27 protein-coding genes are annotated in these 26,257 nt (G+C 63.7%); 14 read left to right on the top strand and 13 right to left on the bottom strand.

Translation table 11 applies throughout. The features are described 5' to 3' along the window. Position 1 precedes the first annotated feature (1 nt). Entirely contained in the window at positions 2-2,782 is a 2,781-nt protein-coding gene (treY, locus tag Q3C01_RS39140; protein WP_458150653.1) for a malto-oligosyltrehalose synthase, read from the top strand. Positions 2,783-2,792: 10 nt separating this feature from the next. Here the strand turns inward: treY and Q3C01_RS39135 are convergent, their stop codons facing one another. Next, positions 2,793-3,110, bottom strand: a complete 318-nt coding sequence (locus Q3C01_RS39135; RefSeq protein WP_458150652.1) for a polyhydroxyalkanoic acid system family protein — start codon at positions 3,108-3,110, stop codon at positions 2,793-2,795. Positions 3,111-3,284: 174 nt separating this feature from the next. Here Q3C01_RS39135 and Q3C01_RS39130 point away from each other — a divergent pair, with 174 nt between their 5' ends. Continuing rightward, positions 3,285-3,449: a DUF3309 family protein gene (locus Q3C01_RS39130; RefSeq protein WP_458150651.1), complete on the top strand. Its 165-nt coding sequence runs from the start codon at positions 3,285-3,287 to the stop codon at positions 3,447-3,449. A gap of 138 nt (positions 3,450-3,587) precedes the next feature. Here Q3C01_RS39130 and ligD read toward each other — a convergent pair whose 3' ends face one another. Then, positions 3,588-6,245 (bottom strand): DNA ligase D, encoded by a 2,658-nt coding sequence (ligD, locus tag Q3C01_RS39125; RefSeq protein ID WP_458150650.1) that lies wholly within the window; start codon positions 6,243-6,245, stop codon positions 3,588-3,590. Positions 6,246-6,365: 120 nt separating this feature from the next. On the opposite strand from ligD, the gene ku reads away from it, so the two are divergent. Continuing rightward, entirely contained in the window at positions 6,366-7,250 is an 885-nt protein-coding gene (gene ku / locus Q3C01_RS39120) for a non-homologous end joining protein Ku (protein ID WP_458150649.1), read from the top strand. 146 nt (positions 7,251-7,396) lie between these two features. Here ku and Q3C01_RS39115 read toward each other — a convergent pair whose 3' ends face one another. The 6 genes from Q3C01_RS39115 to Q3C01_RS39090 form a co-directional block, all read right to left on the bottom strand. Beyond that, a complete protein-coding gene (locus Q3C01_RS39115) occupies positions 7,397-8,086 on the bottom strand; it encodes a response regulator (RefSeq protein ID WP_458150648.1) in 690 nt (229 codons plus the stop codon). Then, entirely contained in the window at positions 8,083-10,806 is a 2,724-nt protein-coding gene (locus Q3C01_RS39110) for a DUF4118 domain-containing protein (protein WP_458150647.1), read from the bottom strand. The genes Q3C01_RS39115 and Q3C01_RS39110 overlap by 4 nt, the downstream gene beginning before the upstream one ends. Before the next feature lie 40 nt (positions 10,807-10,846). After that, positions 10,847-11,449, bottom strand: a complete 603-nt coding sequence (locus tag Q3C01_RS39105) for a K(+)-transporting ATPase subunit C (protein WP_458150646.1) — start codon at positions 11,447-11,449, stop codon at positions 10,847-10,849. A gap of 100 nt (positions 11,450-11,549) precedes the next feature. Next, on the bottom strand, positions 11,550-13,661 hold the full coding sequence (kdpB, locus tag Q3C01_RS39100) for a potassium-transporting ATPase subunit KdpB (RefSeq protein ID WP_458150645.1): 2,112 nt from the start codon (positions 13,659-13,661) through the stop codon (positions 11,550-11,552). A 23-nt stretch (positions 13,662-13,684) separates the two neighbouring features. Further along, positions 13,685-15,388, bottom strand: a complete 1,704-nt coding sequence (gene kdpA / locus Q3C01_RS39095; protein ID WP_458150643.1) for a potassium-transporting ATPase subunit KdpA — start codon at positions 15,386-15,388, stop codon at positions 13,685-13,687. 124 nt (positions 15,389-15,512) lie between these two features. Further along, complete coding sequence (locus tag Q3C01_RS39090) at positions 15,513-15,602, bottom strand: K(+)-transporting ATPase subunit F (protein WP_458150642.1); 90 nt, start codon at positions 15,600-15,602, stop codon at positions 15,513-15,515. A 474-nt stretch (positions 15,603-16,076) separates the two neighbouring features. Between Q3C01_RS39090 and Q3C01_RS39085 the strand changes: the two genes are divergently transcribed. The 11 genes from Q3C01_RS39085 (at position 16,077) to Q3C01_RS39035 (ending at position 22,493) form a co-directional block, all read left to right on the top strand. Beyond that, the gene (locus tag Q3C01_RS39085; RefSeq protein ID WP_458150641.1) at positions 16,077-16,544 is read left to right on the top strand and encodes a hypothetical protein; all 468 of its coding nucleotides are present in this window, start codon (positions 16,077-16,079) and stop codon (positions 16,542-16,544) included. Between the two features lie 105 nt (positions 16,545-16,649). Beyond that, a complete protein-coding gene (locus Q3C01_RS39080; protein WP_458150640.1) occupies positions 16,650-16,850 on the top strand; it encodes a hypothetical protein in 201 nt (66 codons plus the stop codon). Positions 16,851-17,043: 193 nt separating this feature from the next. Further along, positions 17,044-17,298: a hypothetical protein gene (locus Q3C01_RS39075; protein ID WP_458150639.1), complete on the top strand. Its 255-nt coding sequence runs from the start codon at positions 17,044-17,046 to the stop codon at positions 17,296-17,298. A gap of 30 nt (positions 17,299-17,328) precedes the next feature. Then, entirely contained in the window at positions 17,329-17,775 is a 447-nt protein-coding gene (locus Q3C01_RS39070) for a hypothetical protein (RefSeq protein ID WP_458150638.1), read from the top strand. A 12-nt stretch (positions 17,776-17,787) separates the two neighbouring features. Continuing rightward, complete coding sequence (gene dapA / locus Q3C01_RS39065) at positions 17,788-18,738, top strand: 4-hydroxy-tetrahydrodipicolinate synthase (protein ID WP_458150661.1); 951 nt, start codon at positions 17,788-17,790, stop codon at positions 18,736-18,738. Next, a complete protein-coding gene (locus Q3C01_RS39060; protein WP_458150637.1) occupies positions 18,735-19,133 on the top strand; it encodes a hypothetical protein in 399 nt (132 codons plus the stop codon). The genes dapA and Q3C01_RS39060 overlap by 4 nt, the downstream gene beginning before the upstream one ends. A gap of 111 nt (positions 19,134-19,244) precedes the next feature. After that, entirely contained in the window at positions 19,245-19,436 is a 192-nt protein-coding gene (locus Q3C01_RS39055; RefSeq protein WP_458150636.1) for a hypothetical protein, read from the top strand. A 48-nt stretch (positions 19,437-19,484) separates the two neighbouring features. After that, the gene (locus tag Q3C01_RS39050) at positions 19,485-19,862 is read left to right on the top strand and encodes a hypothetical protein (protein ID WP_458150635.1); all 378 of its coding nucleotides are present in this window, start codon (positions 19,485-19,487) and stop codon (positions 19,860-19,862) included. Positions 19,863-19,980: 118 nt separating this feature from the next. Beyond that, positions 19,981-20,109 carry a hypothetical protein gene (locus Q3C01_RS39045; protein ID WP_458150633.1) on the top strand — a complete coding sequence of 43 codons (129 nt, stop codon included), beginning with the start codon at positions 19,981-19,983 and terminating at the stop codon, positions 20,107-20,109. Between the two features lie 142 nt (positions 20,110-20,251). Continuing rightward, a complete protein-coding gene (upp, locus tag Q3C01_RS39040) occupies positions 20,252-20,887 on the top strand; it encodes a uracil phosphoribosyltransferase (protein WP_458150632.1) in 636 nt (211 codons plus the stop codon). 34 nt (positions 20,888-20,921) lie between these two features. Next, positions 20,922-22,493, top strand: coding sequence for an AMP-binding protein (locus Q3C01_RS39035; RefSeq protein WP_458150631.1), 1,572 nt, complete (start codon positions 20,922-20,924; stop codon positions 22,491-22,493). 6 nt (positions 22,494-22,499) lie between these two features. Here Q3C01_RS39035 and Q3C01_RS39030 read toward each other — a convergent pair whose 3' ends face one another. From Q3C01_RS39030 to Q3C01_RS39010, 5 genes are all read right to left on the bottom strand, one after another. Beyond that, on the bottom strand, positions 22,500-23,411 hold the full coding sequence (locus Q3C01_RS39030) for a flagellin (protein WP_458150630.1): 912 nt from the start codon (positions 23,409-23,411) through the stop codon (positions 22,500-22,502). Positions 23,412-23,425: 14 nt separating this feature from the next. Then, positions 23,426-25,201, bottom strand: a complete 1,776-nt coding sequence (gene flgK / locus Q3C01_RS39025) for a flagellar hook-associated protein FlgK (protein ID WP_458150629.1) — start codon at positions 25,199-25,201, stop codon at positions 23,426-23,428. A 22-nt stretch (positions 25,202-25,223) separates the two neighbouring features. Next, complete coding sequence (locus Q3C01_RS39020) at positions 25,224-25,679, bottom strand: flagellar protein FlgN (protein ID WP_458150627.1); 456 nt, start codon at positions 25,677-25,679, stop codon at positions 25,224-25,226. Positions 25,680-25,698: 19 nt separating this feature from the next. Beyond that, a complete protein-coding gene (locus Q3C01_RS39015; protein WP_458150626.1) occupies positions 25,699-25,956 on the bottom strand; it encodes a hypothetical protein in 258 nt (85 codons plus the stop codon). 3 nt (positions 25,957-25,959) lie between these two features. Next, positions 25,960-26,257: flagellar hook-basal body complex protein (locus Q3C01_RS39010; RefSeq protein ID WP_458150625.1), on the bottom strand; the 298-nt coding region annotated here is incomplete at its 5' end.

The raw sequence follows: 26,257 nt of genomic DNA, 5'->3' as shown, positions 1-26,257 counted from the left end.
CATGCCTCCCGCCATCCCGCTCGCCACCTATCGCCTGCAATTCACCGCCGAGTTCAACTTCGACGATGCCGCCCGGGTCGTACCCTATCTCAAGGCGCTCGGCATCACGCATGTCTACGCTTCGCCGCTGATGAAGGCGCGCAAGGGCTCGACCCACGGCTACGACATCGTCGACCACAGCCAGTTCAATCCGGAGCTCGGCGGCGCAGCCGGCTTTACCCGTTTCAGCGACACGCTAAAGCAGCATGACCTTGGTCTGATCCTCGACTTCGTCCCAAATCACGTCGGCGTCCACTTCGCGGATAACCCGTACTGGCTCGACGTGCTGGAATGGGGACAGGATTCGCCTCACGCGGTGTCCTTCGATATCGATTGGGACCAGTTGCCGTATCGCGCCCGAGGCGGCGTGCTGCTGCCGATCCTCGGTTCACCCTATGGCGACGCACTCGAGCGCGGCGAGATCGAGCTGCGCTATGATGCGGGCGAAGGCAGCTTTTCGGCATGGTATTTCGAGCATCGCTTGCCGATCGCGCCGGAGCGCTACGGCGAAGTCCTGCGGATGATCGTGAAGGAGGCGAATGCCGCCGGCAGCGAGGCCGGAAAACGTCTGCTTGAGCTCGCCGAACGCTACAAGGGACTGCGGCATCCGAACCGCAAGGAGGCTCCGGCCTTCAAGGTCGAGCTGAAGGCGATCGCCGGTGCTCCCGATATCATGGAGCGAGGTCTTGCCGCCTATCGTTCGGCCAAGGACCGCCCGACCCAAACGCTTGCCCTGCATCACCTGCTCGAACGCCAACACTACAAGCTCGGCCATTGGCGGCTCGCCTCCAGCGACATCAACTATCGCCGATTCTTTGACGTCAACGGTCTCGCCGGGCTGCGGGTCGAGGACGCCAGCACATTTGCGGCCACGCACCGATTGGTCAAGCAACTGGTCGCGGACGGCAGGTTGCAGGGCATCCGGCTCGATCATATCGACGGCTTGCGCGATCCCGCGCAATATTGCCAGCGGCTGCGCCGAATCGTCCGCGACGCGCAAGGCCCCGCAAAGCCGTTCTACACCGTGATCGAAAAGATCCTGTGCGAGCACGAACGGCTACCGCGCTTCGCCGGCGTTCACGGCACCACCGGCTATGAATGGATGAACGCCATCACCCAGGTGCTGGTCGATGCCAAGGGGCTCGACGCGCTCGACGAAATCTGGCGCCAGATCAGCAACCGCTCGCCGCGGCTTGCGCCGTATCTGATGGAAGCCAAGAGGCGCGTGCTGGATACGCTTCTCACGAGCGAATTCACCGTGCTGACACGCCTGCTCGCCCGCATTGCCAACGGGCACTACTCGACCCGCGACTTTTCCGCCGACAGCCTGCGGCAGGCGCTCGAGCTCTACGTGCTGCATTTCCCGGTGTACCGTACCTACATCACGACGAGCGGACCGACCGATCACGACCGCAAGCTGATCGAAGAGACCATCGCGCGCGCTCGTGCGGAATGGTTCGCGGCCGACGACGGCATTTTCGACTTCCTGAGCGACGCCCTGACCATGGACCTGCTCAAGCCGGATCGGCCGCCGCACAGCACCCCGCGCGTGCGCCGCTTTGCGCTGAAGGTGCAGCAGTTCACCGGGCCGATGCTGGCGAAGTCGCTGGAGGATACGACCTTCTATCGCTATCACCGCCTGCTCGCGCTGAACGAAGTCGGCGGCGATCCCGCCGCAAAGGCCTTCGCACTACCCGCCTTCCATGAGACCATGAAGGCACGCGCCAGGGAATGGCCGCATGGCATGACGGCCACGGCCACGCATGACACCAAGCGCGGCGAGGATGCGCGGGCCCGGCTCGCCGCGATCAGCGAAATCCCGGGTGAATGGACCAGCGCGGTGGCACGCTGGAAGGTGCTGAACGTGCCGCACATCACGACACATGGCGAGATGCGCGCGCCGTCGGCGACGTTCGAATACATGCTTTACCAGACGCTGCTCGGCGCCTGGATGCTCGCGCCTGACGCGAGCTTCATCGACCGCATCCAGGCCTACGCGCTCAAGGCTGCCAGGGAGGGCAAGGAGGAAACGAGCTGGCTCAATCCGAACGAGGCCTATGAGGCAGGCGTACAGAACTTCATTGCGAAGATACTCGATCCCACGGTCTCCGCCGAATTCCTGGAGGCGCTTCAGGCGCTCGCGCGACGCACCGCCCTGCTCGGTGCGCTGAATTCGCTGAGCCAGCTCACGCTGAAGGCAACGCTCCCGGGCGTGCCGGATTTTTATCAAGGCACCGAATTCTGGGATCTTTCGCTAGTCGATCCGGACAATCGCCGTCGGGTTGATTTTGTCGAACGGCAAGATGCGCTCGCGACACTGGACCGCCTCGATTGGAACGGTCTTGCCCCGAACTGGTCGGACGGTCGACTGAAACTCGCCTGGATGCGGCAGCTCCTGAAACTGCGCTCCGAGCTTGCCGACGTCTTCACCCGTGGCGACTACCAGCCTCTGGTGGTGAGCGGACCGCACGCTGACCATGTCATCGCTTTCGCACGGCGCCACGGGCGCAACGCAGCGATCGTCTTGGTGGGACGAGCCTTTGCACCGTTCACGCAAAGTGGCCGCGCATGGCCGTCATTCGAAGCGCTCGATGCGACTATGGACGCGAAAGGCTATGCGATCGCGGGTCACGAGGGCCAGGATCTGCGGCTCTCGCAGGCCTTTGGCTCGTTTCCCGCAACCGTCCTGAAAGCTCGTATTGCGCGTCCCGCAAGAGCGGCGCGGCAACCCGCGGCGGCCTGACGCCGAGAAACTACTTCCCATCGCCCTTTGTCAGCAACAGTTGCCCACGCTTGCGGATCGTGGCCTGCGCCAGCTCGGCGAAACGCTGCAACAGCCAGGGCAGCATCACCTCAACCCGCACCTGATCCTCGCCAACATCGACCTGACCGGCCGCGACCTGGCCGAGCGCTCGAATGCGGAAATTCATGCGGTCGCCCTCCCAACGCTCCTCCTCGACGTGCATCACGGGAATGCTGGCGGCTGCGCGGCCAAGCCCGGACTTCAGACGACGCGCAGCCTCCTCGCGACCGAGACGGTGCGGGATCGAAACGACGAGCGGTGCTGACATGACGATGTCCTCTGCCGACTGATGTGAATCAGGCCGCGTTCGAACCAAAGGTTCCGCTGCTTGATGCCTTCTTATCACGATCCGAGCGAGGAACTTTCGTTATGACGACAAGTTGCCCCGACGAAAGTCGGTCAAGACAACGACCCTTCTTTGAGGGGGCTGGAGGAGATTTGCATGTCCATCGGTACAATCATTTTGATCATTTTGGTCATCGCGCTGCTCGGCGGCTTCAGTGGTATCGGCGGCGGTCCGTTCTACGGCACCGGCTATTACGGTGGCGGCGGACTCGGACTCATTGTCGTCATCCTGCTGATATTGGTGCTGCTGGGAAGAATCTAGCGAAGTCCTCGTAGGGTGGGCAAAGGCGCGACGCGCCGTGCCCACCTCTTCGTTTTCTTTGTCAATCTGGGCAAGCAATGGTGGGCACGCTGCGCTTTGCCTACCCTACGATTTCCGCATCTGCGGTTAACAGTGTGGCTACTTCACCTTCCCCGCCAGCTTCTTCATTGCCGCCTTGATCGATGTCGCCGCGTCATCATAGCCCTCCCACGCCTTTGATCGCGCCAAAAGGCCCGGCACGGTGCGCAGCGTATAGCGCCTCGGATCGAGATCACTCTTCGCCTGCGCCCAGGTCAGGGGCATGGAGACGGTGGCGCCGTCGCGAGCGCGCGGCGACAGCGGAGCGACCGCGGTGGACATGCGATCGTTGCGCAGATAGTCGAGGAAGATCTTTCCGTTGCGCAGCTTTTTCGACATGTTGAGCAGATATCGCTCCGGATCGTCATCGGCCATCCAGCGGCACACGCCTTGCGCAAAGGCTTTCGCCTCCTTCCAGCCCACCTTGTCGCGGGCGCCGTAGAGCAGCGGCACGACGACGTGCAGGCCCTTGCCGCCGGTGGTCTTGCAGAAGCTCTCCATACCTACGTCGGACAGACGCTGCCGCATCTCCCTGGCCGCCTCGATCACATCGGTGAAGGCCACGTCCGGCGCCGGGTCGAGATCGAACACCAGCCGGCCTGGCGTGTCATAGGCGTAGGGCGCGCAATTCCAGGGATGAAGCTCGACACCGCCGACCTGCGCCACCGCCGCAAGCCCCTCGATCCGATCGATCTGCAAATACGGCTTGCGATCGCCGGAAACCTTTGCGAGCTCCAGCAGGCTCGACGTGCCCTGCATGGCATGGCGCTGGAAGAAGCTCTCACCTTTGATACCGTCGGGCGCGCGAATGAGCGAGCATGGCCTTCCCTTCAGATGCGCGATTATCCATTCGCCGACCGCCTCGAAGTAGCGTGCGAGATCGAGCTTGGTGACGGGATCGCCATCTCCGCCATCCGGCCACAGCTCCTTGTCGGGCTTCGAGATGACGACGCCCATCACTTCCGCGCCGCCGGGCCGCTTTGATCTTGGCTTTGACGCAGCCTTCGCCTTGCCTTTCCGCGGCGACGGTTCGGCAAGCTCGGTCTTCACCAGCGTCTCGGCCTCGACCTCCTCGGCAGGCTTATCCTGCCGCAGGCCCTTGAACGCGGCCTGGCGGATATTACCGTCGGCGGTGAAGCCCGCGAACTCGATCTCAGCCACGAGCTTGGGTTTCAGCCAATGCACGTCGCGCGTCTTCTTCGGCGCGTTGTTGCCGGCGAATGGGCTCTCTTTGGCCACCGCCGCCCTCAACAGCGGCATGATGCGCTTGACCTTGTCGGCACCAAAGCCGGTGCCGACGATGCCGACAAAGGCGAGATCATCGCCGCGGTGCACGCCCGCCATCAGAGAGCGGAACTTACCATTCGTGGTCTTGTAGCCGCCGATCACGACCTCATGGCCGGAGCGGTATTTTGCCTTTGTCCAGCTTTCGGTGCGACCCGAACGATAGGGTGCGTCCAGCTTCTTCGACACCACGCCTTCGAGCTCGAGCTTGCAGGCCGATTGCAGCACCGCATCGCCACCGCTCTCGAAATGCTCGACATAGCGGATCTGGCTCGACTTCTTCCTGCGCGCGCCCAGCAACTTCTTGAGCTGCGTCTTGCGGTCCCCGAGCGGCAGCTGGCGCAGGTCAAGGCCTTCGGCGAACAGGAGATCGAAAGCAAAGAAGATAAGGTCATCGGTCTTGCCGTCCGAAAGCGCCGCCTGGAGCGCGGAGAAGTTCGGCGCTCCGTTGTGGTCGAGGGCGACGATCTCGCCGTCGATCAGCACGTCCGGCAGCGCGCCGCCCTCCTTGGCGATCGATGCGAACTTTTCGGTCCAGTCGAGGCCCTTGCGGGTCTTGAGCGTCGCTTCGCCATCCTCGACGCGAAGCTGCACGCGGTAGCCGTCGAACTTGATCTCGTGGCACCAGCCCCCGCCCGGGTTTGGCCGCTCCACCGCCGTGCAGAGCTGCGGCGCGATGAAGTCCGGCATCTCCGACACCTTCTTCGCCGTCGTTGCTGTCGTCGCCTTGCCCTTCTTCAAGGCCGCGCGCGGCGCAGGCTTGATGGTGCGCGTCTCCTGCTCGGCGCGATTGGATTGCCAGACCGCGTCGGCCTTGCCCTTGGTCCCCTTGGCCAGCATGAACGGCTTTGGCGCGCGCCCTTTGCCCTCGGCGATCTGCTCCATCGCCCGGCCGGAGGCGACGGATCTGTCCGCGTCCAGGATGTCGTTGCCCGCGCCTTCGCGGGCATAGTCGTCGCGATGCTTGATCAGCAACCAGTTGGTGCGCTTTTCGCCACCGCGATTGCGCATGCGCACGAGCACCCAGCTTCCATGCAGCTTGTCGCCGTGCAGCGTGAACTTCAGGTCGCCCTTCTTGAAGCCGCGCTCGGGATCCTCAGACTCCCAATATCCGCGGTCCCACAGCATCACCGTGCCGCCGCCATACTGGCTTTCCGGAATGGTACCTTCGAAATCGCCGTAATCGAGCGGATGGTCCTCGACCTCGACCGCGAGCCGTTTGTCATGCGGGTCGAGCGAAGGCCCCTTCGTCACCGCCCAGGACTTGAAGACGCCGTCGAACTCGAGTCGGAGATCGTAATGCAACCTGGTCGCGTCGTGCTTCTGGATCACGAAACGCCGCTGCTTCGACGGCGCCACCACGGTCTCGCCGGACGGCTCCGGAGTGATCTCGAAATCCCGCTTTTTCCGATAGGTGGAGAGGTTTCTCAGCACGACCGGTCCCGTATTTTTGTAAGCGCATTCGAGCCTATCACGGCCAAAGTCCCACCCGGAACCAAAACCCATAAGGTGGGTTGGAGTTCCGAAAACGCATTGAAAACATTGGAGATTGGAATGGCTCCCCGCGCCTATTGGAAAGGAACGTTGAAGCTGTCGCTGGTGACCTGCCCGGTCGTCCTTTATCCTGCCGCGACCGCTGCGGCGAAAACACGGTTTCACATGATCAACCGGGAGACCGGCAACCGTCTGAAACAGCAGATGGTCGATGCCGAGACCGGCGAGGTCGTCGAGAGCGATCAGAAGGGCCGCGGATACGAGCTACGCAAGGGCAAATATGTCGAGATCGAGCCGGAGGAATTGGAAGCGGTTCAGATCGAAAGCAATCACACGATCGACATCGAAAGCTTCGTACCGCGCGAGGAGATCGACAAGCGCTACCTCAACCACCCCTACTATGTCGCGCCCGACGGAAAGGCCGCGATCGACGCCTTTGCAGTGATTCGCGATGCCATGAAGGACGAGGAGCGCGTGGCGCTCGCCAGGATCGTACTGACGAACCGCGAACACGTCATGACCATCGAACCGCTCGGCAAGGGTTTGCTCGGCACCACGCTGCGTTATCCCTACGAACTGCGCGACGAGGACCAGTTCTTCGATGACATCAAGAGCCCGAAGATCACCAAGGACATGATCGAGCTCGCGGGGCATATCCTGCATACCAAGGCGGCGCATTTCGACCCCAGCAAATTCAAGGACGAGTATGAGGACGCGCTGAAGGCGCTGGTGAAGCGAAAAGCCAGCGGCAAGAAGATCGAGCTGCCCGAACCCGAAGAGCGACCAAGCAACGTCATCAATCTGATGGACGCGCTGAAGCAAAGCTTGAAAGGACGAGGCAGGGGACGGGCGTCAGCGCGGTCCCATCCGCGGCGAAGCACGAGCCGGCATCGCAGCGCGCGCAAGACGCATCGTTCGACGGCAAGGCATCGCAAGGCTGGTTAACGTACTCCGTCATTGCGAGCGCAGCGACGATGTGATGCATACTCATCCATGCCCGGGCTGGTCCCGGGCATCCACGTCTGCCCCACGTGCGGAAACGCGTGGATGGCCGGGACAAGCCCGGCCATGACGGCCGTTTCCGCGATGGTTCAATCGCCCGCCTTCAACCGATACCCGATCCCCGTCTCGGTCAGCACATATTGCGGCCGCTCGGGGTCCGCCTCGATCTTCTGGCGGAGCTGGCGGACGTAGACGCGCAAGTATTGCGCATCGGTCAGCTCGTCCCACAGCTCCTTAAGAAGAAACCGGTGCGTCAGCACCTTGCCGGCGTGCTGCACGAGCACGCGCAAGAGATCGTATTCCTTCGGCGACAGCTTTACGTCGCGTTCGCCGACCTTGACGATGCGGCGAACGAGATCGACGGAGAGATCGCCGGTGCGGAACACCGGGCGCTCGCCCTGGACCTGGAGCTGGTGCCGCAGCGCGGCGCGCAGCCGCGCCAAGAGCTCGTCCATGCCGAACGGTTTTGTCAGATAGTCGTCGGCACCGAGATCGAGCGCCTGCACCTTGCCGGCCTCGTCGCCGCGGCTCGACAGCACGACGATCGGCACGCTCTCGTTGCGCGCGCGGATGGTGCGGAGCAGCTCGTGGCCCTGGATGTCGGGCAGACCGAGATCGAGGATGATCAGAGCCGGCTCCTCGGCGAGTTTTTCCAGCGCGGTCTTGCCGTTCGACGCTTCCAAGATGTCATAGCCCTGCGTGCTCAGCCCCATCCGCAGCAACTTGCGAATCGGCGGCTCGTCGTCGACGACCAGAACCTTGATCGATGGTGCGTTCATGCGGCGGTGTCCAATGCGTTGGTCTGCGCGGGGATCGGCAGGCGAATGGTCAGCACCGCACCGCGGCGATCCCCGCGGTTCGCCGCCGTGATCGTGCCACGCATCGCCTCGACGAAGCCGCGGGAGATCGCAAGCCCGAGCCCGGTGCCGGGCCGGACATGATCGCCCTTCTGCACACGGTAGAACTTGTCGAACACGCTCTCGAGCTCGCCCGGCGGGATACCCTCGCCTTCGTCGGCCACCTCCAGCACGACACGGTCCTTGTCGCGCTGGCTATGGATTGCGATCGTGGTATCCGGCGGCGAATATTTTGCCGCGTTGTCGAGCAGGTTGAACAGCACCTGCTCGAACAGCACGGCGTCGAGCTCGAGCATCGGCAGATCTGCTGCGAGCCGGAGCCCGACCTTGTGACGCGTCAGGATCTTGCTCGCTCGCCTCAGCGCGCTGCCAACGATCTCGCCGACGTCATGCAGCGACGTATTCGGAACGATGGCGCCCGATTCGAGCTTGGTCATGTCGAGCAGATTGGCGATGAAGCGGTTGAGCCGCTCGGACTCGTCGATCACGGTCGCAAGCAGATCGCGTTTCTCGGTGTCGGACAGGGCGCCCGCGAGGTCGCGCATGGTGGAGGCCGCGCCAAGCACGGAGGCGAGCGGCGTTTTCAGGTCGTGCGAGATCGAGGTGAGCAGCGCCGAGCGCAGCCGCTCGGATTCGACCGTGCGCTTGACGCGGTCCATGTCTTCGACCAGCAGCACGCGCTCGATCGCGAGCGCGCCCTGGTCGACCAGCGCATCGAGCAGGCGGCGCTGATCGGGCGTCAACAACGGGCCGGTGCGATCATTGTCGATGCCGATGACGCCGATCGGGCCGCGCCCGGTGCGCATCGGCAGGAACAGGCGCTTGGCGCCGGGCAGCGTGTCGGAGCCGCGGCCTGCAGACCGGTCGTTGCTCCAGGCCCAGTTGGCGGCAGCAAGGTCGGCCTGGTCGAGCTCATCCTCCGGTGGATAGCCCGACTTTACCGTCAACAGCCCCTCTTCCGGCAGCAGCAGCACGACGCGAACCTTCAGCATCAGCGCGATCTGGTAAGACGTCGCCCACAAGACATCATCGAGGGTCGCGGTGCCCGCCAGCTTGCGGCTGAAAGCATGGAGTTGCTCGGTCATCCTGATCCGGCCGATCGCGGTATCGGCCTGGGTGCGCACGCGAGCCGCGACATTGGACACCAGCATCGCAACCACCATGAACAGAACAAACGCCGCAACATTGGTCGGATCGGTGATCGTGAAGGTATAGATCGGCGGCAGGAAAAAGAAATTGTAGGCAAGCGACGCCGCGACCGTCGCGAGCAGCGACGGCCAGAGCCCATAGCGCACGGCAACCGCCACCACCGCCGTCAGCAGCACGAGATCGACGTTCTCGATACCGAAGTAGGGCTGGATCAGCTTGGCCGCGCCAAGTCCAAGCAGAGCGATCCCGAGTGCCTTGAGATAGGGGCGCGGATCGAAGGACTCCGTTCGGGCCGCCGTCTGCACCGCCATCTTCGGCGCCGCCTCGCCGGGCAATTCGTCGCCGGAAATGACATGCACGGTGATGTTACCGGAGCGGCGCACGAGGTCGTGCACGACAGAGCCGCGCGTGATCTCGAACCAGCGCGATCGCGTCGACTTGCCGATCACGATCTGCGTGACGTTGTTGCCTTGCGCGAAGTTGACGACGTCGTCGGCGATGCGACGGCCGACGCCGGGGATGGTCAGCGCCTCGCCGCCGAGCGATTCGGCAAGCCGCAGCGTATCGGCGAGCCGGTCGCGCTCCGCGTCAGAGAGCTGGAGCGATCGCCGCGTTTCGATCGAGATCGCCGTGAATGGCGCGTGCAGGCGGTCGGCCAGCCGCTTGGTGTAGCGCACGAGGCCCGCTGCACGCGGATCCTCGCTGACGCAGACCAGGATGCGCTCACCCGCGGCCCAGGGACCGGCGATGGCATTGGCCTGCATGTGGGTGAGGAGCTGCTCGTCGACGCGCTCGGCGGTCCGCCGCAGCGCCAACTCACGCAGCGCCGTGAGATTGCCCGGTGAAAAGTAGTGCTCCAGCGCCCGCTCGGCCTGCTTGGGCACATAGACCTTGCCCTCCTTCAGCCGCTGGATCAGGTCGTCGGGCGTGAGGTCGATCAGCTCGATCGCGTCTGCGCGGTCGAACACCGAATCCGGCACGGTCTCGCGCACCCGGACATGCGTAATCTGCGCGACGACGTCGTTGAGACTTTCGATGTGCTGGATGTTGACGGCAGTGTAGACGTCGATGCCGTTCGAGAGCAGCTCTTCGACGTCGAGATAGCGCTTGGGATGTCGGCTCCCATGCACGTTGGTGTGGGCAAGTTCGTCGACGAGGGCGATTTGCGGCCGACGCGCGATCACCGCGTCGAGGTCCATCTCCTCCAAAACCTGCCCGCGATAGTCGAATTTCTTGCGCGGGATGACTTCGAGCCCGCGAAGCAGCGATTCGGTCTCCGCGCGGCCATGGGTCTCGACGAAACCGACGACGACGTCGATGCCCGCCTTGCGCTTGGCGTGCGCGCTTTGCAGCATCTCATAGGTCTTGCCGACGCCGGGGGCGGCGCCGACGAAGATCTTGAGCTTGCCGCTCGCGCTCTCCTCCCGGCGCGCCGCTTCCAGCAGCGCCTCGGGCGAAGGACGTTGTTCGGGATCGCGGCGCTCTCGGACCATCAGCGCATTATAATCATCCGGCCACGGGGAGCCTAGGCCGCTACTTGCCGGCGCGATCGAGCGCCAGGTTCAGCGCCAGCACGTTGACCCGGGGCTCGCCGAGCAGGCCGAGCAGGCGGCCCTCGGTATTGCCGGCCACCATCTGCCTGAGCTGCTCTTCCGACATATTCCGCGCCCTAGCCACCCGTGGGACCTGGAATTGGGCGGCTTCGGGCGAGATGTGCGGGTCGAGACCGCTGCCCGATGTCGTGACCAGGTCGAGCGGAACGGGCTGGTTCGGGTTCTCCGCCTTCAGCTTGTCCACGTCTTCCTTCAACCGATCGGCCAGCGCCTTGCTGGTCGGGCCGAGGTTGGAGCCGCCCGAGTTGGCGGCGTTGTAGGGCGCGGACACGGTCTTGGTCGAGTCATTCGGATCCGGCGCGACCGTCGCCGACGGGCGGCCGTGGAAATATCTATCGTCCTTGAACTCCTGCCCGATCAAGGCAGAGCCGACGACCTTGCCGTCCTTCTCGACCAGGCTGCCCTGTGCCTGGGTCGGAAAGAGCAAGCCGGCAATGCCGGTCATCGCGAGTGGATAGGCCAGTCCCGTGATGAGGGTCAGCGCGACCAGCAGGACGATGGCGGGGCGGATTTCTCTGAGCATGTTACGTCTCCTAATTCTCCGAGGAGCGAAGCGACGAAGCAATCCACGCTATCAGCCGCGGCGGCATTTCTGGATTGCTTCGCTTCGCTCGCGATGACGCTCAAGCAAGGTGCAAGGCGGTGACCACGAGATCGATCGCCTTGATACCGATGAAGGGAATGATGATGCCTCCCAAGCCGTAGACCATCAGGTTGCGGCGCAGGAGCGCACCGGCGCCGACGGCGCGGTACGCGACGCCCCTCAGCGCCAGCGGTATCAGCGCAATGATGACCAGCGCGTTGAAGATGATCGCCGACAGGATGGCGCTCTGCGGGCTCGTCAGGTTCATGACGTTGAGCACGTTGAGCTGCGGGTAGAACGCCAGAAACATCGCCGGGATGATCGCAAAATATTTCGCGACGTCGTTGGCAATCGAGAACGTCGTCAGCGCGCCTCGCGTCATCAACAGTTGCTTGCCGATCTCGACCACCTCGATGAGCTTGGTCGGGTTGGAATCGAGGTCGACCATGTTGCCGGCCTCGCGCGCGGCTTGCGTGCCCGTATTCATGGCGACGCCGACATCGGCCTGCGCGAGCGCCGGCGCGTCATTGGTGCCGTCGCCGCACATGGCGACCAGCTTGCCCTTGGCCTGCTCGTCGCGGATCAGCTTGAGCTTGTCCTCAGGGGTTGCCTGCGCCAGGAAATCGTCGACGCCGGCCTCGGCAGCAATCGCGGCCGCCGTCATCGGATTGTCGCCGGTGATCATGATGGTGCGGATGCCCATGCGACGCAGCTCCGCAAAGCGCTCGCGAATGCCGCCCTTGACGATGTCCTTGAGCTGGACGATGCCGAGCAGGCGACCGTCCTTGGCCACCGCCAGCGGCGTACCGCCCGATTTCGACACCTCATCCGCGATCGCCTGGATCTCGCGTCCGACCTCCGAGAGCGCAGCCGGTTGCATCACGCGTGCCGTGTTACCCGAAGCGACCAGCGGCGCACCGCCGCCGATATAGTTGAGCATGGCGTCGACTGCACCTTTTCGCACCGATACGCCACCGGCATCGACGCCGCTCATGCGGGTCTGCGCCGTGAAGGGGATGAAGGTGGCCCCTAACTCAGCCATATCGCGGCCCCGGATGCCGTATTTCTCCTTCGCCAGCACGACGATGGAGCGGCCTTCGGGCGTCTCGTCGGCGAGCGAAGCGAGCTGTGCGGCATCGGCGAGCTCCTGCTCGGTTACCCCGCGCACGGGACGGAACGCGGTCGCCTGGCGGTTGCCGAGCGTGATGGTTCCGGTCTTGTCGAGCAGGAGCGTGTCGACGTCGCCGGCGGCCTCGACGGCGCGGCCGGACATGGCCAGCACGTTGAAGCGCACCAGGCGGTCCATGCCGGCGATGCCGATCGCCGACAACAGCGCGCCGATCGTGGTCGGGATCAGCGTCACGAACAGCGCGACCAGCACGATCACCGAGATCGAGCCACCGGCATAGGCCGCGTAGCTCGGAATGGTGACGGTGGCGAACACGAAGATGATGGTGAGGCCTGCGAGCAGGATGTTGAGTGCGATCTCATTCGGCGTCTTCTGCCGCTCGGCGCCCTCGACCAGCTTGATCATGCGGTCGATGAAGGTCGAGCCCTGCGCCGCGGTGATGCGGACGCGGACCCAGTCGGAGAGCACCTGCGTGCCGCCGGTCACCGCCGAGCGGTCGCCGCCGGACTCGCGGATCACGGGTGCGGACTCGCCGGTGATCGCGGCTTCGTTGACGGAGGCGACGCCTTCGATCACTTCACCATCGGAGGGAATCGTATCGCCGGCCTCGACCAGCACGACATCGCCGACCTTGAGGCTGGTGCCTGGCACCAGCTTGAAGGTCCGGTCGGAGCCGGTCAGGAGCTTGGCCTGGCTTTCCGTGCGGGTCTTCCGCAGCGAATCGGCCTGCGCCTTGCCGCGGCCTTCCGCCACCGCCTCAGCAAAATTGGCGAACAGCACCGTGAACCACAGCCAGAGAATGATCTGGAAGGTGAAGGCGAGGTTTGCGCCGCCGGTGACGAGGTCGCGCAGGAAGATCACGGTGGTCAGCGCGGCCACGATCTCGACCACGAACATGACGGGGTTCTTGATCATGGCCCGCGGATCAAGCTTGGTGAAGGACGCGCGGATCGCCGGCACGACGATCTTCGGATCAAGCATCGCCGAGACGGAAGCGCGCTTTTGCAGTTTCATGGTTTCCATGGAGGTCACTCCAGATAATTCTGTCAGAAGAGGTTGCCAGCGTTCATCGCGAGGTGCTCGACGATCGGGCCTAGCGCGAGCGCGGGGAAGAATGTCAGGCCGCCGATGATCAGGATGACGCCGACGACCAGGCCGACGAACAATCCGCCCGTGGTCGGGAACGTGCCAGCTGACGGCGGATGAGTCTTCTTCTCCGCCAGCGAGCCGGCGATCGCCATTGCCGGGATGATCATGAAGAACCGGCCAACGAACATCGCACTGGCGAGCGTCAGGTTGTAGAAGAAGGTGTTTCCGGTCAGGCCCGCGAAGGCGGAGCCGTTGTTGCCGGTGGCTGACGTAAAGGCGTAGAGCACCTCGGTGAAGCCATGCGGCCCGGCGTTCGCCATTGAAGCCACCGCTGGCGGGAACACTACCGCGACCGCGGTCCAGCCGAGATACATCAGCGGCAGCACCAGGATCGCGAGCATCGCCATCTTGACCTCGCGCGCCTCGATCTTCTTGCCGACATATTCCGGCGTGCGGCCAACCATCAGGCCTGCGACGAAGATCGCGATCACGACGAACAGCAGCATGCCGTAAAGGCCGGCACCGACGCCGCCGACGATGATCTCACCAAGCTGCATGTTGATCAGCGGAATCATGCCGCCGAGCGCGGTGAAGCTGTCATGCATGGCGTTGACAGCGCCGCAGGAGGCGGCGGTGGTGATCACCGCGAACAGCGAGGAGGCAACGATGCCGAAGCGGACTTCCTTGCCCTCCATGTTGCCGCCGGTCAGCCCGAGCGCCTGAAGCGTGGAGGTACCGCTCGCTTCCGCCCAATAGGTGACGGCGACGCCGGCGAGGAAGAGCACGCCCATCACGGCGAGGATCGCCCAGCCCTGGCGCTGATTGCCGACCATACGGCCGAACACGTTGGTGAGTGCAGCACCCAGCGCAAAGATCGAGATCATCTGCACGAGATTCGACAGCGCCGTCGGATTCTCGAAGGGATGCGCCGCATTGGCGTTGAAGAAGCCGCCGCCATTGGTACCGAGCATCTTGATCGCGACCTGCGAGGCGACCGGGCCGACCGCGATGGTCTGCTTGGCACCTTCCAGCGTGGTCGCCTCGACATAGGCCCCGAGCGTCTGAGGCATGCCCTGGGAGACCAGGAACAGCGCGTAGACGATGCAGATCGGCAGCAGCACATAGAGCGTGCAGCGGGTGACATCGACCCAAAAATTGCCGATCGTCCGCATCGATGCGCGCGAGAAGCCGCGGATCAGCGCCACCGCTAGCGCGATGCCGGTCGCCGCCGACAGGAAATTCTGGTGCGTCAGGCCCAGCATCTGCACGAGATACGAGACCGTGCTCTCGCCGCCGTAGTTCTGCCAGTTGGTATTGGTGATGAAGGAGATCGCAGTGTTGAAGGAGAGATCCTCGGCCACCGCAGGCTGACCTGCCGGATTGAACGGCAGCAGGGCCTGGAGCCGCATCACGCCGTAGATGATGAGGAAGCCGCCCACGTGGAACAGCAGCATGGCAACTGTGTAGGTCAGCCAATGTTGCTCGCGCCTTTCGTCGACGCCGGAAATCCAGTAGATCCCGGTCTCGACCGGGCGCAGCACCGGCGACAGGAAGGTGCGCTCGCCATTGAAGACGCGCGTCATGTACCAACCGAGCGGCTTGGCGAGCGCGACGATGATGGCACAAAAGAGAATGATCTGGAGCCAACCGATCACGGTCATGGTTTATGTCCTTGGCATCAGTCTTTGAGAATTGGTCTCGAGCGCAGCAGCGCGAGAAGCAAAGCAAGCAGAAGGACGACGAGAACGACGTCCGCCAGCAACAGTTTCAGGAGCGGGAGCACCCTCAGAAGCGCTCGGGCCTGAGCAACGCGTAAGTCAAATAAAACAGCAAGCCGACGGAGACGAGCCCTGCGAGCGTATAGTCGAAGATCATGACCGCTCTCCCGTCACAGCCGTTCGCAGGCATAGGTGTAGCCGATCGCAAGCGCGAACCAGCCGAAGGCCAGCGCCACCACCAGAATGTCCATCATCGTGGTACTCCTTATTGCGGCCAAACCGGCGCAACCATTTCGTTGGGTTCGGGCGGGCATCTTGCGGCAGATCAAAGGCGAGCCGTATCCGCACCGCCCAGCCGGAATTCTCACGGCGGTGAGGTGCCACTGGGGCCATAGGTTTTCGAGATGAGGGCTATGGCGAAGTTATAGGAATCTCATAAAGGCAGGGCCGCCCGCCTTATCGACGATCCGCTCTGACGGGCTGCGACGCGGCTCCGAAATTCTACAATCGCCGCCTCCCACGCTTATGAAATCCTTATATTTCCGGCTCTGAGGCCCCCTCGTTTTCAAATGCCTTCTCGGCCCATTCTATAGGTGCCGACCTACGCGGCCGGCTTGCCGAGAATATCCCCATGCCCGTGCTCAACCAGCATTTCGATCCCATTGCGCTCACCGAGCGACTGCGCATCGCGCATGTCGTCACCCGGCCGCTGATGCAGGACATCCTCGACAAGGCCTGTCGACGGATGCCCTGGCTTGGACGCAGTGAAAAGGCAGGACGCCTGACGCGGTTGATCGATGCCGAGGCCTGGGCCGACGCGGCCTTGGCGCTCCTGGAGCTCGAATTGCCGCTCTGGCAGGTTCGCCGCATAGTCTATGACCAGGGCGAATGGTATTGCGCGCTCTCGCGCGAGCGCGAGTTGCCGGACTGGTTGGACAGCTCGATCGAGACGCAGCATGCGGATCTCGCGCTCGCGCTGCTCTCGGCCTTCATCGAGGCGCAGATGCTGAGCGCGGAAGCGACGCGGCCGAGCGTTCCGTCCGTCCGCGCCGCGCTGGACCCGCTGTACGAGCCGGCGACCTGCGATAATTTCAGCTAGCTCTGAATCAAGTCGTTTCGTACCTTGGCGCGACCTTCCGATAGGCCATTCACGCTCAGCTCAGCAAGGGTGCTTGCGCGATTCGCCGCGCGGATTCTGCTTCTCTTGGGCTTTGCCTCATTCAGCAGCGTCCGCTTCGAAACCGCGCTCGCCGCGCTGCTCTGGATGGCCATCATTCTTTGCACCGTCGTCGGCCTTGTCAGGCGAGAACGGCCGTTCGGAGGCGAGCTCAACCATTGGGACGAGGGCGCAGCTTTCGGCGCGCTGTTTGCGCTGGTCCATGTCGTCGGCAACCTGAGCGCCTGAACATCAGGGTTCTCACTTTATGACGTTCTTATGAGATCGCCCCTCGACCGCCCTCGAAATCATATTCGCAAGCCAGGATATTAGGCAGGCAAATTACGCAAAGCGTGCCCGCAACGAATTCTCCCAACATTCGTCGGGAGCGGATTGCCGCAGTCAGCGGACACGGATTGCGTCGATCACAAGGACTCCGAAGATGAAACTCGTCGAACCTCCGTCGTGCAGCTCGCCTTCAACTGTTGTCTTCATCGGCCGGAATCGCAGGGGACAGTGGGTCGCCCAGGAACAGAACGGCCTCTATGGCGGGCTCTTCGTCAGCCGCGCGCAAGCCATCAAATACGCGCTGTTCGAGAACGGACATCATCTCGAAACCATCGTCGAACTGCCCCGCGAGATCGAGCTCGACATGAGCCGCACGCCGCAAGCGGCCGCCGATCGGCGCGCGGCCTGACAGAACCATATCTTCCCAAGGAGTATCCGGATGCTCCAGCTTCACTCGTTCATCTCCGAGCAAGATCAGGTCGTCGATACCATGATTTCGCTCACGCACCTCTCCAACCTCAATCGGGCGATCGTTGCGGGCCAGGGCAGCACCAGCCTGTATCTCGCCTTGCGGCGGCGCGGCCTTGTCCGGATTGGATTCCCCTCGACGTTTCGCCTGCGCAAGGCGACATGCGCCGTCGGCCTCATCACCGTCCAGGAATCGATGGACGAATTTGAGATCGCCATGGCGCAAGTCGCTCCTTCCCTGGGTACCGCGGCGACAGTTGCGGTTCTCATCAAGGCGAGCGAAAGTGGTTTCGCGATCAAGATCCGCAAAAAACTCGAACAGCTCGGTTTCCGGATCGAAGCGGGCGTGAGGTGCCATCAAGGGCTGGTTCTGTCTGCGCGCCGGCAAGGCCTTGCGCAGATGGACCGCGCGGCGTGAGGTCCCTTGACCATGCTCGTCCCTCCCTCCGCCTGGCTCACCGGCTACATCCCTGATCTGCCGACCCCGTTCAACGCGGCAGGTCTTGTCGATCTCAAGGCCTTCGCCTCGCTTTGCGAGCGCCAGATCGCAGCCGGCGCTCCGGCGCTCCTGGTTTGCGAGACGGCCGGTGAAGCCCCAACGCTGTCGGCTGCCGAGCAGGAGCTCATCATCCGCGCCGCGATCGATGTCGCGCGCGGCCGATGCAGGATCATCGCCGGCGCCGTTGCTAACGCGACCAGTCATGCCATCGAGCTCGCCCGGCGCGCCGAGGCCGCCGGAGCAGACGCCGTGCTATCGGTCGTGCCCTACTACAACAAGCCGATGCAGGAGGGCATGCTCGCACATTTTCGGGCGATCGCGAACGCGACCGGCCTGCCCATCATCCTGCACGATGTTCCCTCGCGCACCTTGCGCCCTCTCGCCGACGACACGCTCGCGCGTCTCGCCGAGAACAGGCAGTTCGTCGGCCTGCGCGATGGCAGCGGCGACATCTGCCGGCCAATGCGCCTCAGCGGGCACTTGCCTGCCGGCTTCCGCCTGTTGTCCGGCGACGACGCAACTGCCTTCGGCTTCATCGCGAGCGGCGGCGACGGCGCGATCTCACTGATTTCGAACGTCGCGCCGGATCGGTGTCGGACCATCTTCTCCAACTGCCGGCAGGGCCGGATGCAGTCCGCACGGTACTTGCAGAAGCGGCTCGCGCCGCTCGAAGCTTGTCTTTCCAAAGAAAGTCCAGCGGCTCTCAAATACGCGTTGGGCGTGCTTGGCCTGATGCTGCCCAGCACTCGCTTGCCGATCGCAGGGTTGGATGACGCGGCCAAAGCCGAGGTCGCCCGTGCTTTCGTCGCGATCAACGACGAGGAGTTGATCGATGTTGGCGAGGGTGATGCCGTCCGACAAAGTTCGGCCAAGCAGTCATGAACTCGCTGAAACCCGCAGAGGGTCACGGCAAACTGCTGCGCGCTTGGCAGTTGGCGATCCTGCGCTTTGCAATCACACTTGACGACGCAGACCGGTTCAACGTTGCGGGTCTCGCTGCGGAACTCGACCGGCTCGGGCGTCGAGATTCCGAAGACTCCCCGCATTTCTTCCGCCGAACAAGCTCCCAGCTTTGCGCGGCGATCAGTGGGCAGCAGCAGAACGCGGACGCCATCTTGAAACGCTTTTTCAACCAGATCGATGAACCGCGCCTGCGCCTCGCCTTCGCTGCGGCCGTCGGAACAACGCGTTCGGATGCTGGCCCGCCCGCGGCGCGACCAAAGCGGAACCGCGACCTGTTCAGAGGGCTGCCGGCGCAACGAACGGCACCTTTATGACATTCTTATGCGGCGGCCTCGGTGTTCGTCTCGCAATCCTACGCCGCGATGGACATCATACGAGGCAGATCGGAGCGGCGATCTCACCCCGCACGGACAAGGAATCCTCAAATGTCGATGCTGATACATGGCTTTGAAAGGCCCTTTGACTGGGCGGAGCGCCCGGCGCGGATCTCGAAAGCGCGGAAAGCCCAGCTCAAGCGCCTCGCTTTGCGCGTGCTCGGCGTACTCTCGGCGGGTGGCGTGCTCGCCGCGCTCATCGCACTGAAGACCGCAATCTATGTCTGGCGCTTCCACGCTTGACCGGCATGGTAGACGATCATGACCTTAGAGATGTCTGAGGAGGCCGCCATGGCCACGATCGCCCTTCAAGCTGCGCATCTCCCGCCTCGGCCTCCGCAGGCGCAACGGGCATCCGAGCCGACGACAGCGCTCCAGCCGCTCGATCCTGAGATCATCAGCGCCTCCATCCCCGCCTTCTTCATCGGCCGCAACACGGCCGGCCTCTGGGTCGCCCGCGAGGCCAGCGGACGCGTTGGCGGGATCTTCCTGTTCAAGAGCTCGGCGGTGGAGTTTGCACATCGGCAGAGCAAACCGGCGCAATGCGCGCTGGTGTTTCCATCCGAAACGTTCGAGCTTGATGTCGAGAACGACGGCAATCCTTTCGCCGCCCAACTGGCGCGGTGGACTAGTCAAGCCAGGCGCCGTCTGGCGCGACTTGCCGCATGATAGCGGAGAACGCGTGAAATGATCGAACTCAAGATCATCGTCATGGTTGCGCTGATGGGAGCTCTCTTTCTCGGCACGCGCGTTGGCGCGCTGCCTGCCCTCGCATCGGACGATTGAGATGCGGCCCGCCAAGGCAAATCTCGAGCACGCGGTCACGGTCACCATCTTGACCATGACGCTGAGCCTGATCTGGGGCGGCATCCTGACGCTCGTGATCACGCTGATCGCGCGTGGATTGGGCGTCTAGACCGGAGGCCGATGGCGGCCTTTGAGGGCGGCAACAGGGTCAGGACGGAGATCGCAATGCCCTCCGGTTAGGCAGCTCGAGCGCAGGGAAAACGCTGCCGCCGATCTGGCGCGAGCCCGGGGAACCGTGTAGAGCGGTTACCATGGGTAGCTGCAACGTCCACGTCGTCGATCATCCCCTGGTCCAGCACAAGCTCTCGCTGATGCGGGAGAAGGACCGCTCGACCAAGAGCTTTCGCGAGATCCTGAACGAGATCGGGATGCTCCTGTGCTACGAGGTGACGCGCGACCTGCCGCTGGAGCTCGTGGAAATCGAGACGCCGATTTCGGCGATGCAGGCACCAAAAATCGCCGGCAAGAAGCTCACGCTGGCGCCGATCCTGCGCGCCGGCGTCGGCTTCCTCGACGGCATGCTGGCGCTGATGCCATCCGCCCGCATCGCCCATATCGGGCTCTATCGCGATCCCGCTACCTTGCAGGCCGTGGAATACTACTTCAAGGCGCCGCAGGACCTGTCCGACCGCACCGTCATCCTGATGGACCCGATGCTGGCGACCGGCAACTCCGCCCGCGCCGGCGCGTCCCTGCTGAAAGCGCGCGGCGCTCGCGACATCCGCTTCGTCTGCCTGCTGGCTGCCCCGGAAGGCATCGCGCAGTTCCAGTCGGAACATCCGGACGTACCTATCTGGACCGCCTCGGTCGACGAGCGGCTCAACGATCATGGCTATATCGTGCCGGGCCTGGGCGATGCCGGCGACCGGATGTTCGGCACCAAGTAGACAGCTTTGCACGATCGGGTTACTGCGGGAAGCCATGCGCTCCAACGATCGCTCGCTGCAATCGCTGATCGGGATCGAGATCTTCTCCGATCCCGCGCTGGTGTTTGACGGCACGCCCGTCCCGCGCGCCGAATTGTCGGGCAGGATCGACCAGACCGCGGCGTGGCTCGCTGCGCAAGGCATCGGCAAAGGGGATGTAGTCGCAGTCTGGCTGGTCAATCGCATCGAATGGATCGCGTTGCTGTTCGCTGCCGCCCGACTTGGCGCAATCATCGCCGCGGTCAACACACGCTACCGCAGCGCGGAAGTCGCCCACCTCCTCCACCTCTCCGGTGCGAAGCTTCTGGTGATGGAAGCAGCGTTTCGCTCGATCGACTTTGCCGCCATTCTCGCCGATATCGCCGCAAGCGATGTGCCGGCGCTTGAAAAGCTCGCCGTGGTCGGCGCGGATACGATCCCGGCCCAATGGCCCTGCATACGCTTCGACGCTTTCGAGAGCCTCTATCCGGCGGCGCCATCACGCGGCGACGTCGACCTGCCAGCACTGCTCTACACCACCTCGGGCACGACCAAGGGGCCGAAGCTGGTGGCGCATTCGCAAGCGACGCTGGCCATGCATGCAGCTGCTATCGCCAAGGCGCTGGCGCTGTCGCCGCAACGCCATTCGCTGCTCGCAATGCTTCCGTTCTGCGGCACGTTCGGGATGACGGCCCTGCTTGCCTTCCTCACGGCCGGCGTCACCATCCACGTGCTCGATGCGTTCGACGCTGCGCCGGCGCTCAAAATCTTGGGTGAGCACGCGATCACGCATTCCTTCGGCTCGGACGAGATGTTTCGCCGCATCCTGGCGCTGACCGATGCGCCACGGCCGTTCCCACATGCGGAAGTGTTCGGTTTCGCCGCGTTCCAGCCCGGCTGGCGCGAGTTTGCGGCGGAAGCCGAGGCGCGGGGCTTGCCGCTGTTCGGCCTGTACGGCTCGAGCGAGGTGCAGGCCCTGTTCTCGATCGGCCGGCACGATGCCGCCTTCGCCGCTCGCATCGAGGGCGGCGGCTGGCCGATGTCGCCGGATGCTCGCGTGCGTATCCGCAATACGGACGGCGGCGAGCTGGTGGGACCTGGTGTCTCCGGCGAGATCGAGATCAGCGCTCCCTCGCGCTTCCTCGGTTATTTCAACAATCCGCAAGCGACACACGAGGCAACTACCGCCGACGGCTTCTTCCGCACCGGTGATATCGGCCGGCTGCGTGGCGACGGCTCCTTCGTCTACGAGACGCGGGCGGGCGATGCCATGCGGCTCGGCGGCTTCCTGGTCGCGCCCGGCGAGATCGAGGACGAGTTGAAGTCGTGCGCCGGCATTGCCGATGCGCAGGTCGTCGCCGTCGATATAAACGGACAGGCCCGCTGCGCCGCCTTCGTGATCCCGGCAAAAGAGCCACCGCCTGAGGCTGCACTGGTCGCGCGCCTGCGCGAGCGGCTGGCCGGCTACAAGGTCCCCGCGCGCATCTACTTCGTCGACGCTTTCCCCGTCACCGACAGCGCCAATGGCGTCAAGATCCAGCGCGCCAGGCTGCGCGCCATGGCCATGGAGAAGATTGCCGCCGAATAGCGGTGCCTATTTCAGGTAGCTCGCAAGATTCATGCCCAGGATCTTTGCGAGCGCCGAATAGGACGCGGTAAGCTGGGACTGATAGGTCGACAATTGCGCGGTGACGGCGGCCACGTCGACGCTGGTGAGATCGCTTCCCAGCGTCTCGGCATAGCTCTTGTAATCGCTCTGGCGCGTGCTCGCCGTCTCGATCTGCGAGGCCGCGCTCGACAGCTTCGCCTGGACGGCAGCAGTGTCGTCCAGTGCGGTGCTCGCCAGATCCAGCGCGCTGGTGATGTCGGAAGAGGACAGCGAGGAGCTGTTGGCGACATACTTCAGGACGCGCATCACCTCTTCGAAGGCCGAATTGTCCGCCGTTACACCGTAGGACACGCTCTGGTCGGTCGCAACGCGGACCGAGGCGATCTCGCTGTCGCCGCTATAATAGCTGGTGTCCGCCGTCGTGGTAGATCCCGTACCTGTGGCGAAGCTCGTGAGATCGACTGGCGCCGTCTCCGTCTTGCCCCCCGCGAAGACGTACTGGCCGTCATATTGCGTGTTGAGCAGTGACCCCATCTCCTCCAACATCTGTTGCGCAGAGGAGATCACCGAGCTGCTCTCCGTCGAACTGCCGGTCGAGGCGGCGCTGAGCTGGGAGCGGAGCTGGGTAATGATATCGGTCACCGAGCCGACCGCGGAATACATCACCTGCACCTTGCTGTCGGCGAGCGACGCGGCATCGATATAGGATTGCGCGCGCGTCACCGAAACCTGGAGGTTGACCACGTGCTGCGTGGTCGAGCCATAGCCGCCGAAATCGCTCGAGATGACACCCGACGATTCCTGGATCTGCTCGTTGGCCATGACGGCCTGCACGCGCATCGCGTCCGCGATCATCGTGTTCGACTGCGCGAACGTGGCAACCCGCATCGCCACCATGGCCCGCTCCTCGCTTAGCCCGATTGCACGGCGGTCAATAGCGCCGAGTACATTGTGTTGATGGCCTGGATCAGGGCGGAGGCCGCCGTGTACTTGTTCTGGAGCGTGCTAAGCCGCGCCGATTCTTCGTCAAGATTGACGCCCGATTGCGACGACAGCGAGCTCGCATAGGTCGACTGCGCGGTCTCCTTTGCGGTGTAGTTGGTGGAGGCCTGGGAGGACTTGCTCGCGACATCGGAAACGATCGCCGCGGCATAATCGGCGAACGAGCCGGTGGCAGCGGCCAGCCCGCCGGACGACGCGAATGTCCGCGAGTCCGTCAGCGCGTCGTAGAAGTTGTTGACCACGGTCGCCGAGCCCGACGTCAGCACCTGGCTGCCGACGGTCAGGCTCGAAGAAGAGTCCAGCGTCGCCAGCTGCAGCTCGTCGGTGCCGGAAAGGATGCTGCTGTTGACCGCGATATCCGACGCGCTGGTGCCCGTCACCAGATCGTTGAGACCGAAATACTGAGAAAATCCCTCGCTCGAGCTTCCCACCGAGCTCGTCATCTCGTTGATCGCGACGCCGTAGCTGGAATCGGTCGACGTGATGGTCAGGTGTCCGTTCGAATCGATCGAAGCCGAAAGCCCGGAGATGCCGTTGATGGCGGAGACGAGGTCCCCGACCGTGGAATAGGAGGAGAGATCGAGATCCTTGTAGGATTTGAGCGTGCCGCTCTGATCGATGACGGCAAGGCGCACCGTGCCTGTGGCCGAGAGCAGCGTGGAGCTGGTGACGCTGGTTGTCCCCGTCAGGGTGGTCGGCGGCGGCACCGATGACGCGCTGTTCGACACGCTGTTCATCGCCGAGGCGAGTTGCTGGGCGAGCTGGTCGAGCTGGGACTGCGCGGCCGGCAGGGTCTTGTCGCGCAGCGTGATCAGGGCTCCGATGTCGCCACCGGTGATCTGCGAAGTGATGTCTTCCCCATTCACCGTAATGGCGCTGAAGCCGCTGGACGATGAGCCGGCACTGTAGACCGTCGACGAGGAGACGTTGGCCGCCGCCGTATAGCTGATCGTGTGCGCGGTACTGTCGACCAGCGCCTGGCCGGTCGTGGTGTAGATCTGGAGATCGCCGTTCGAGGCCGTGTAGTAGCTGACATTCATCTTGGAGGCGACGTCCTGCAACGCGGTGTTGCGCTGGTCCTCCAGATCCGCCGTCGACTGGCCCGCTGCCGCGGTCTGCTTGATCTCGGCATTGAGGTCCGCGATCTGCTGCAAGTCCGAGTTCACGTCGTCGATCGAGGAAGAGATATCCTGGTCGGAATTGGAGCGTAGCTTCTGGATGCTGCTCGACGTCTCCCGCAGCTGGCTCGCGACGTCGTCGAGTGCACTGATGACATTGGATTGCAGCGAAGCGCTGCTCGGCGTGCTGGCGAGCGACGACAGCGCAGATTCCAGCGACGCGATCGTATTGGCAAGCGACGTTCCGGTCGACGATGAGCTTGAGCTGCTGGTCGAGCCGTAGAGCTTCTCGAGCGAGGTAAGGTAGGTGTTGGTCGTGTCGGCCGAGCCAAGGTCCGAGGTCGCTGAGATCAGCGACTTCAGCAACAGCTTGTTGACGTTCGAGGTGATGCCCGTCACCGTGACGCCGGTACCGACGCCATTGGTGACGCTGCTCGCCTGGTTTGCGGTCTTCTCGGTATAGCCTGTCGTGTCGGCGTTCGAGATGTTCGACGACGTCACGCTGATCTGCACCTGCGTGGCCGACAGCCCGCTGAAGGCGATCAATCGTGCGATATCGAGCGACACGGCGGCTGCCCCTTCCCTGCCCTCAGGCCTGACGAATGGTGCCGCTGGAGACCGCGCGCGCGGCGCGCCGACCCGACGCGCCATAGGGCGACACCGCGGCGATCTGCTCGCGGATCGCCTGCATCACCGCCTCAATACGACGGTTGCTGGCCTCGATCGCCGCGCGCAGGCGCACCAAATTCTCATCCATCGCCGCGCGCAGCGTCAGGATCCGCTCCATGAGCTGTTCGCGCAGGATCCGGTCGCGGACATGCAGGCTGGTCGAGCCGGCAGCGCATTCCGCAACGGTTCTCTCGAAGATTTCCGCCAGCCGGTTCTTCTCGTCGACCTGTTTCAGCCGCGAGGCCGGAAGCCCTTTGGCAAGCTCGGCGTTCTCTTCGGCGACCAGCGCGGTCAAGACGTCGATCAGCGCGATCAGCGATTTGATGCGCGTGTCACTTTCGGCGACGCTGGTCCTGGTCATTTGAGCCTGTTTCATGTTCGTTGCTTTCGTGGTCTCAATTGTGCCGCCGGCCGCGGCCGATCTGTGCGCCGCGCAAATAGGCGCCGATCGCCGTGGTTCTCACGCTCGTCTGCCGCGTTTCGTCTTCGATTGCCTCGGATTCGCGGATCAGGCCGCGGCGCGCCGTCTCGATGTCGTCGAGCAAGGCGAGCAGTTCTTTGCGCTCGCGGCCAGCAGCGCGGGCGCGCGCAATCAGTCGCCGCAGTCGCAGCAGCAGCGCCTCTCCCGCGGCATGGCTCTTATCCCCGCCCATCGCCTACCTCATCGCCGAGATCAGGGTGTCGTACATCTTGTTGACAGTCGAGATGACCTGCGAGGCCGCAGAGTAGGCCTGCTGCGCCGAGATCATGCTGGAGAACTGGCTCGAGGTGTCGGTGGTGGAGGATTCGAGCTCGCTGCCGTAGATCGTGCCCGCGCCATTCTCGCCGGAGGCTTGAAGTGTCGGATCTCCCGATGCGACGGTCGCCGAATACATCTGGTCGCTGCTGGCAGACAGACCATTAGGATCGGCAAAGGTCGCCACCGCGATCTTGTAGATCGCGATCGTCTTGCCA

This window comes from Bradyrhizobium sp. UFLA05-109, assembly GCF_054185165.1.
Note: the sequence above shows the minus strand (reverse complement) of the source record. Positions and strands in the feature narration are given on the sequence as shown.

Coding starts and splice junctions, on each gene's coding strand:
- treY (WP_458150653.1), top strand. CDS start 2: ATGCCTCCCGCCATCCCGCTCGCCACCTATCGCCTGCAATTCACCGCC.
- Q3C01_RS39135 (WP_458150652.1), bottom strand. CDS start 3,110: ATGTCAGCACCGCTCGTCGTTTCGATCCCGCACCGTCTCGGTCGCGAG.
- Q3C01_RS39130 (WP_458150651.1), top strand. CDS start 3,285: ATGTCCATCGGTACAATCATTTTGATCATTTTGGTCATCGCGCTGCTC.
- ku (WP_458150649.1), top strand. CDS start 6,366: ATGGCTCCCCGCGCCTATTGGAAAGGAACGTTGAAGCTGTCGCTGGTG.
- Q3C01_RS39115 (WP_458150648.1), bottom strand. CDS start 8,086: ATGAACGCACCATCGATCAAGGTTCTGGTCGTCGACGACGAGCCGCCG.
- Q3C01_RS39110 (WP_458150647.1), bottom strand. CDS start 10,806: ATGGTCCGAGAGCGCCGCGATCCCGAACAACGTCCTTCGCCCGAGGCG.
- Q3C01_RS39105 (WP_458150646.1), bottom strand. CDS start 11,449: ATGCTCAGAGAAATCCGCCCCGCCATCGTCCTGCTGGTCGCGCTGACC.
- kdpB (WP_458150645.1), bottom strand. CDS start 13,661: ATGGAAACCATGAAACTGCAAAAGCGCGCTTCCGTCTCGGCGATGCTT.
- kdpA (WP_458150643.1), bottom strand. CDS start 15,388: ATGACCGTGATCGGTTGGCTCCAGATCATTCTCTTTTGTGCCATCATC.
- Q3C01_RS39090 (WP_458150642.1), bottom strand. CDS start 15,602: ATGATCTTCGACTATACGCTCGCAGGGCTCGTCTCCGTCGGCTTGCTG.
- Q3C01_RS39085 (WP_458150641.1), top strand. CDS start 16,077: ATGCCCGTGCTCAACCAGCATTTCGATCCCATTGCGCTCACCGAGCGA.
- Q3C01_RS39075 (WP_458150639.1), top strand. CDS start 17,044: ATGAAACTCGTCGAACCTCCGTCGTGCAGCTCGCCTTCAACTGTTGTC.
- Q3C01_RS39070 (WP_458150638.1), top strand. CDS start 17,329: ATGCTCCAGCTTCACTCGTTCATCTCCGAGCAAGATCAGGTCGTCGAT.
- dapA (WP_458150661.1), top strand. CDS start 17,788: ATGCTCGTCCCTCCCTCCGCCTGGCTCACCGGCTACATCCCTGATCTG.
- Q3C01_RS39060 (WP_458150637.1), top strand. CDS start 18,735: ATGAACTCGCTGAAACCCGCAGAGGGTCACGGCAAACTGCTGCGCGCT.
- Q3C01_RS39055 (WP_458150636.1), top strand. CDS start 19,245: ATGTCGATGCTGATACATGGCTTTGAAAGGCCCTTTGACTGGGCGGAG.
- Q3C01_RS39050 (WP_458150635.1), top strand. CDS start 19,485: ATGGCCACGATCGCCCTTCAAGCTGCGCATCTCCCGCCTCGGCCTCCG.
- Q3C01_RS39045 (WP_458150633.1), top strand. CDS start 19,981: ATGCGGCCCGCCAAGGCAAATCTCGAGCACGCGGTCACGGTCACCATC.
- upp (WP_458150632.1), top strand. CDS start 20,252: ATGGGTAGCTGCAACGTCCACGTCGTCGATCATCCCCTGGTCCAGCAC.
- Q3C01_RS39035 (WP_458150631.1), top strand. CDS start 20,922: ATGCGCTCCAACGATCGCTCGCTGCAATCGCTGATCGGGATCGAGATC.
- Q3C01_RS39030 (WP_458150630.1), bottom strand. CDS start 23,411: ATGGTGGCGATGCGGGTTGCCACGTTCGCGCAGTCGAACACGATGATC.
- Q3C01_RS39020 (WP_458150627.1), bottom strand. CDS start 25,679: ATGAAACAGGCTCAAATGACCAGGACCAGCGTCGCCGAAAGTGACACG.
- Q3C01_RS39015 (WP_458150626.1), bottom strand. CDS start 25,956: ATGGGCGGGGATAAGAGCCATGCCGCGGGAGAGGCGCTGCTGCTGCGA.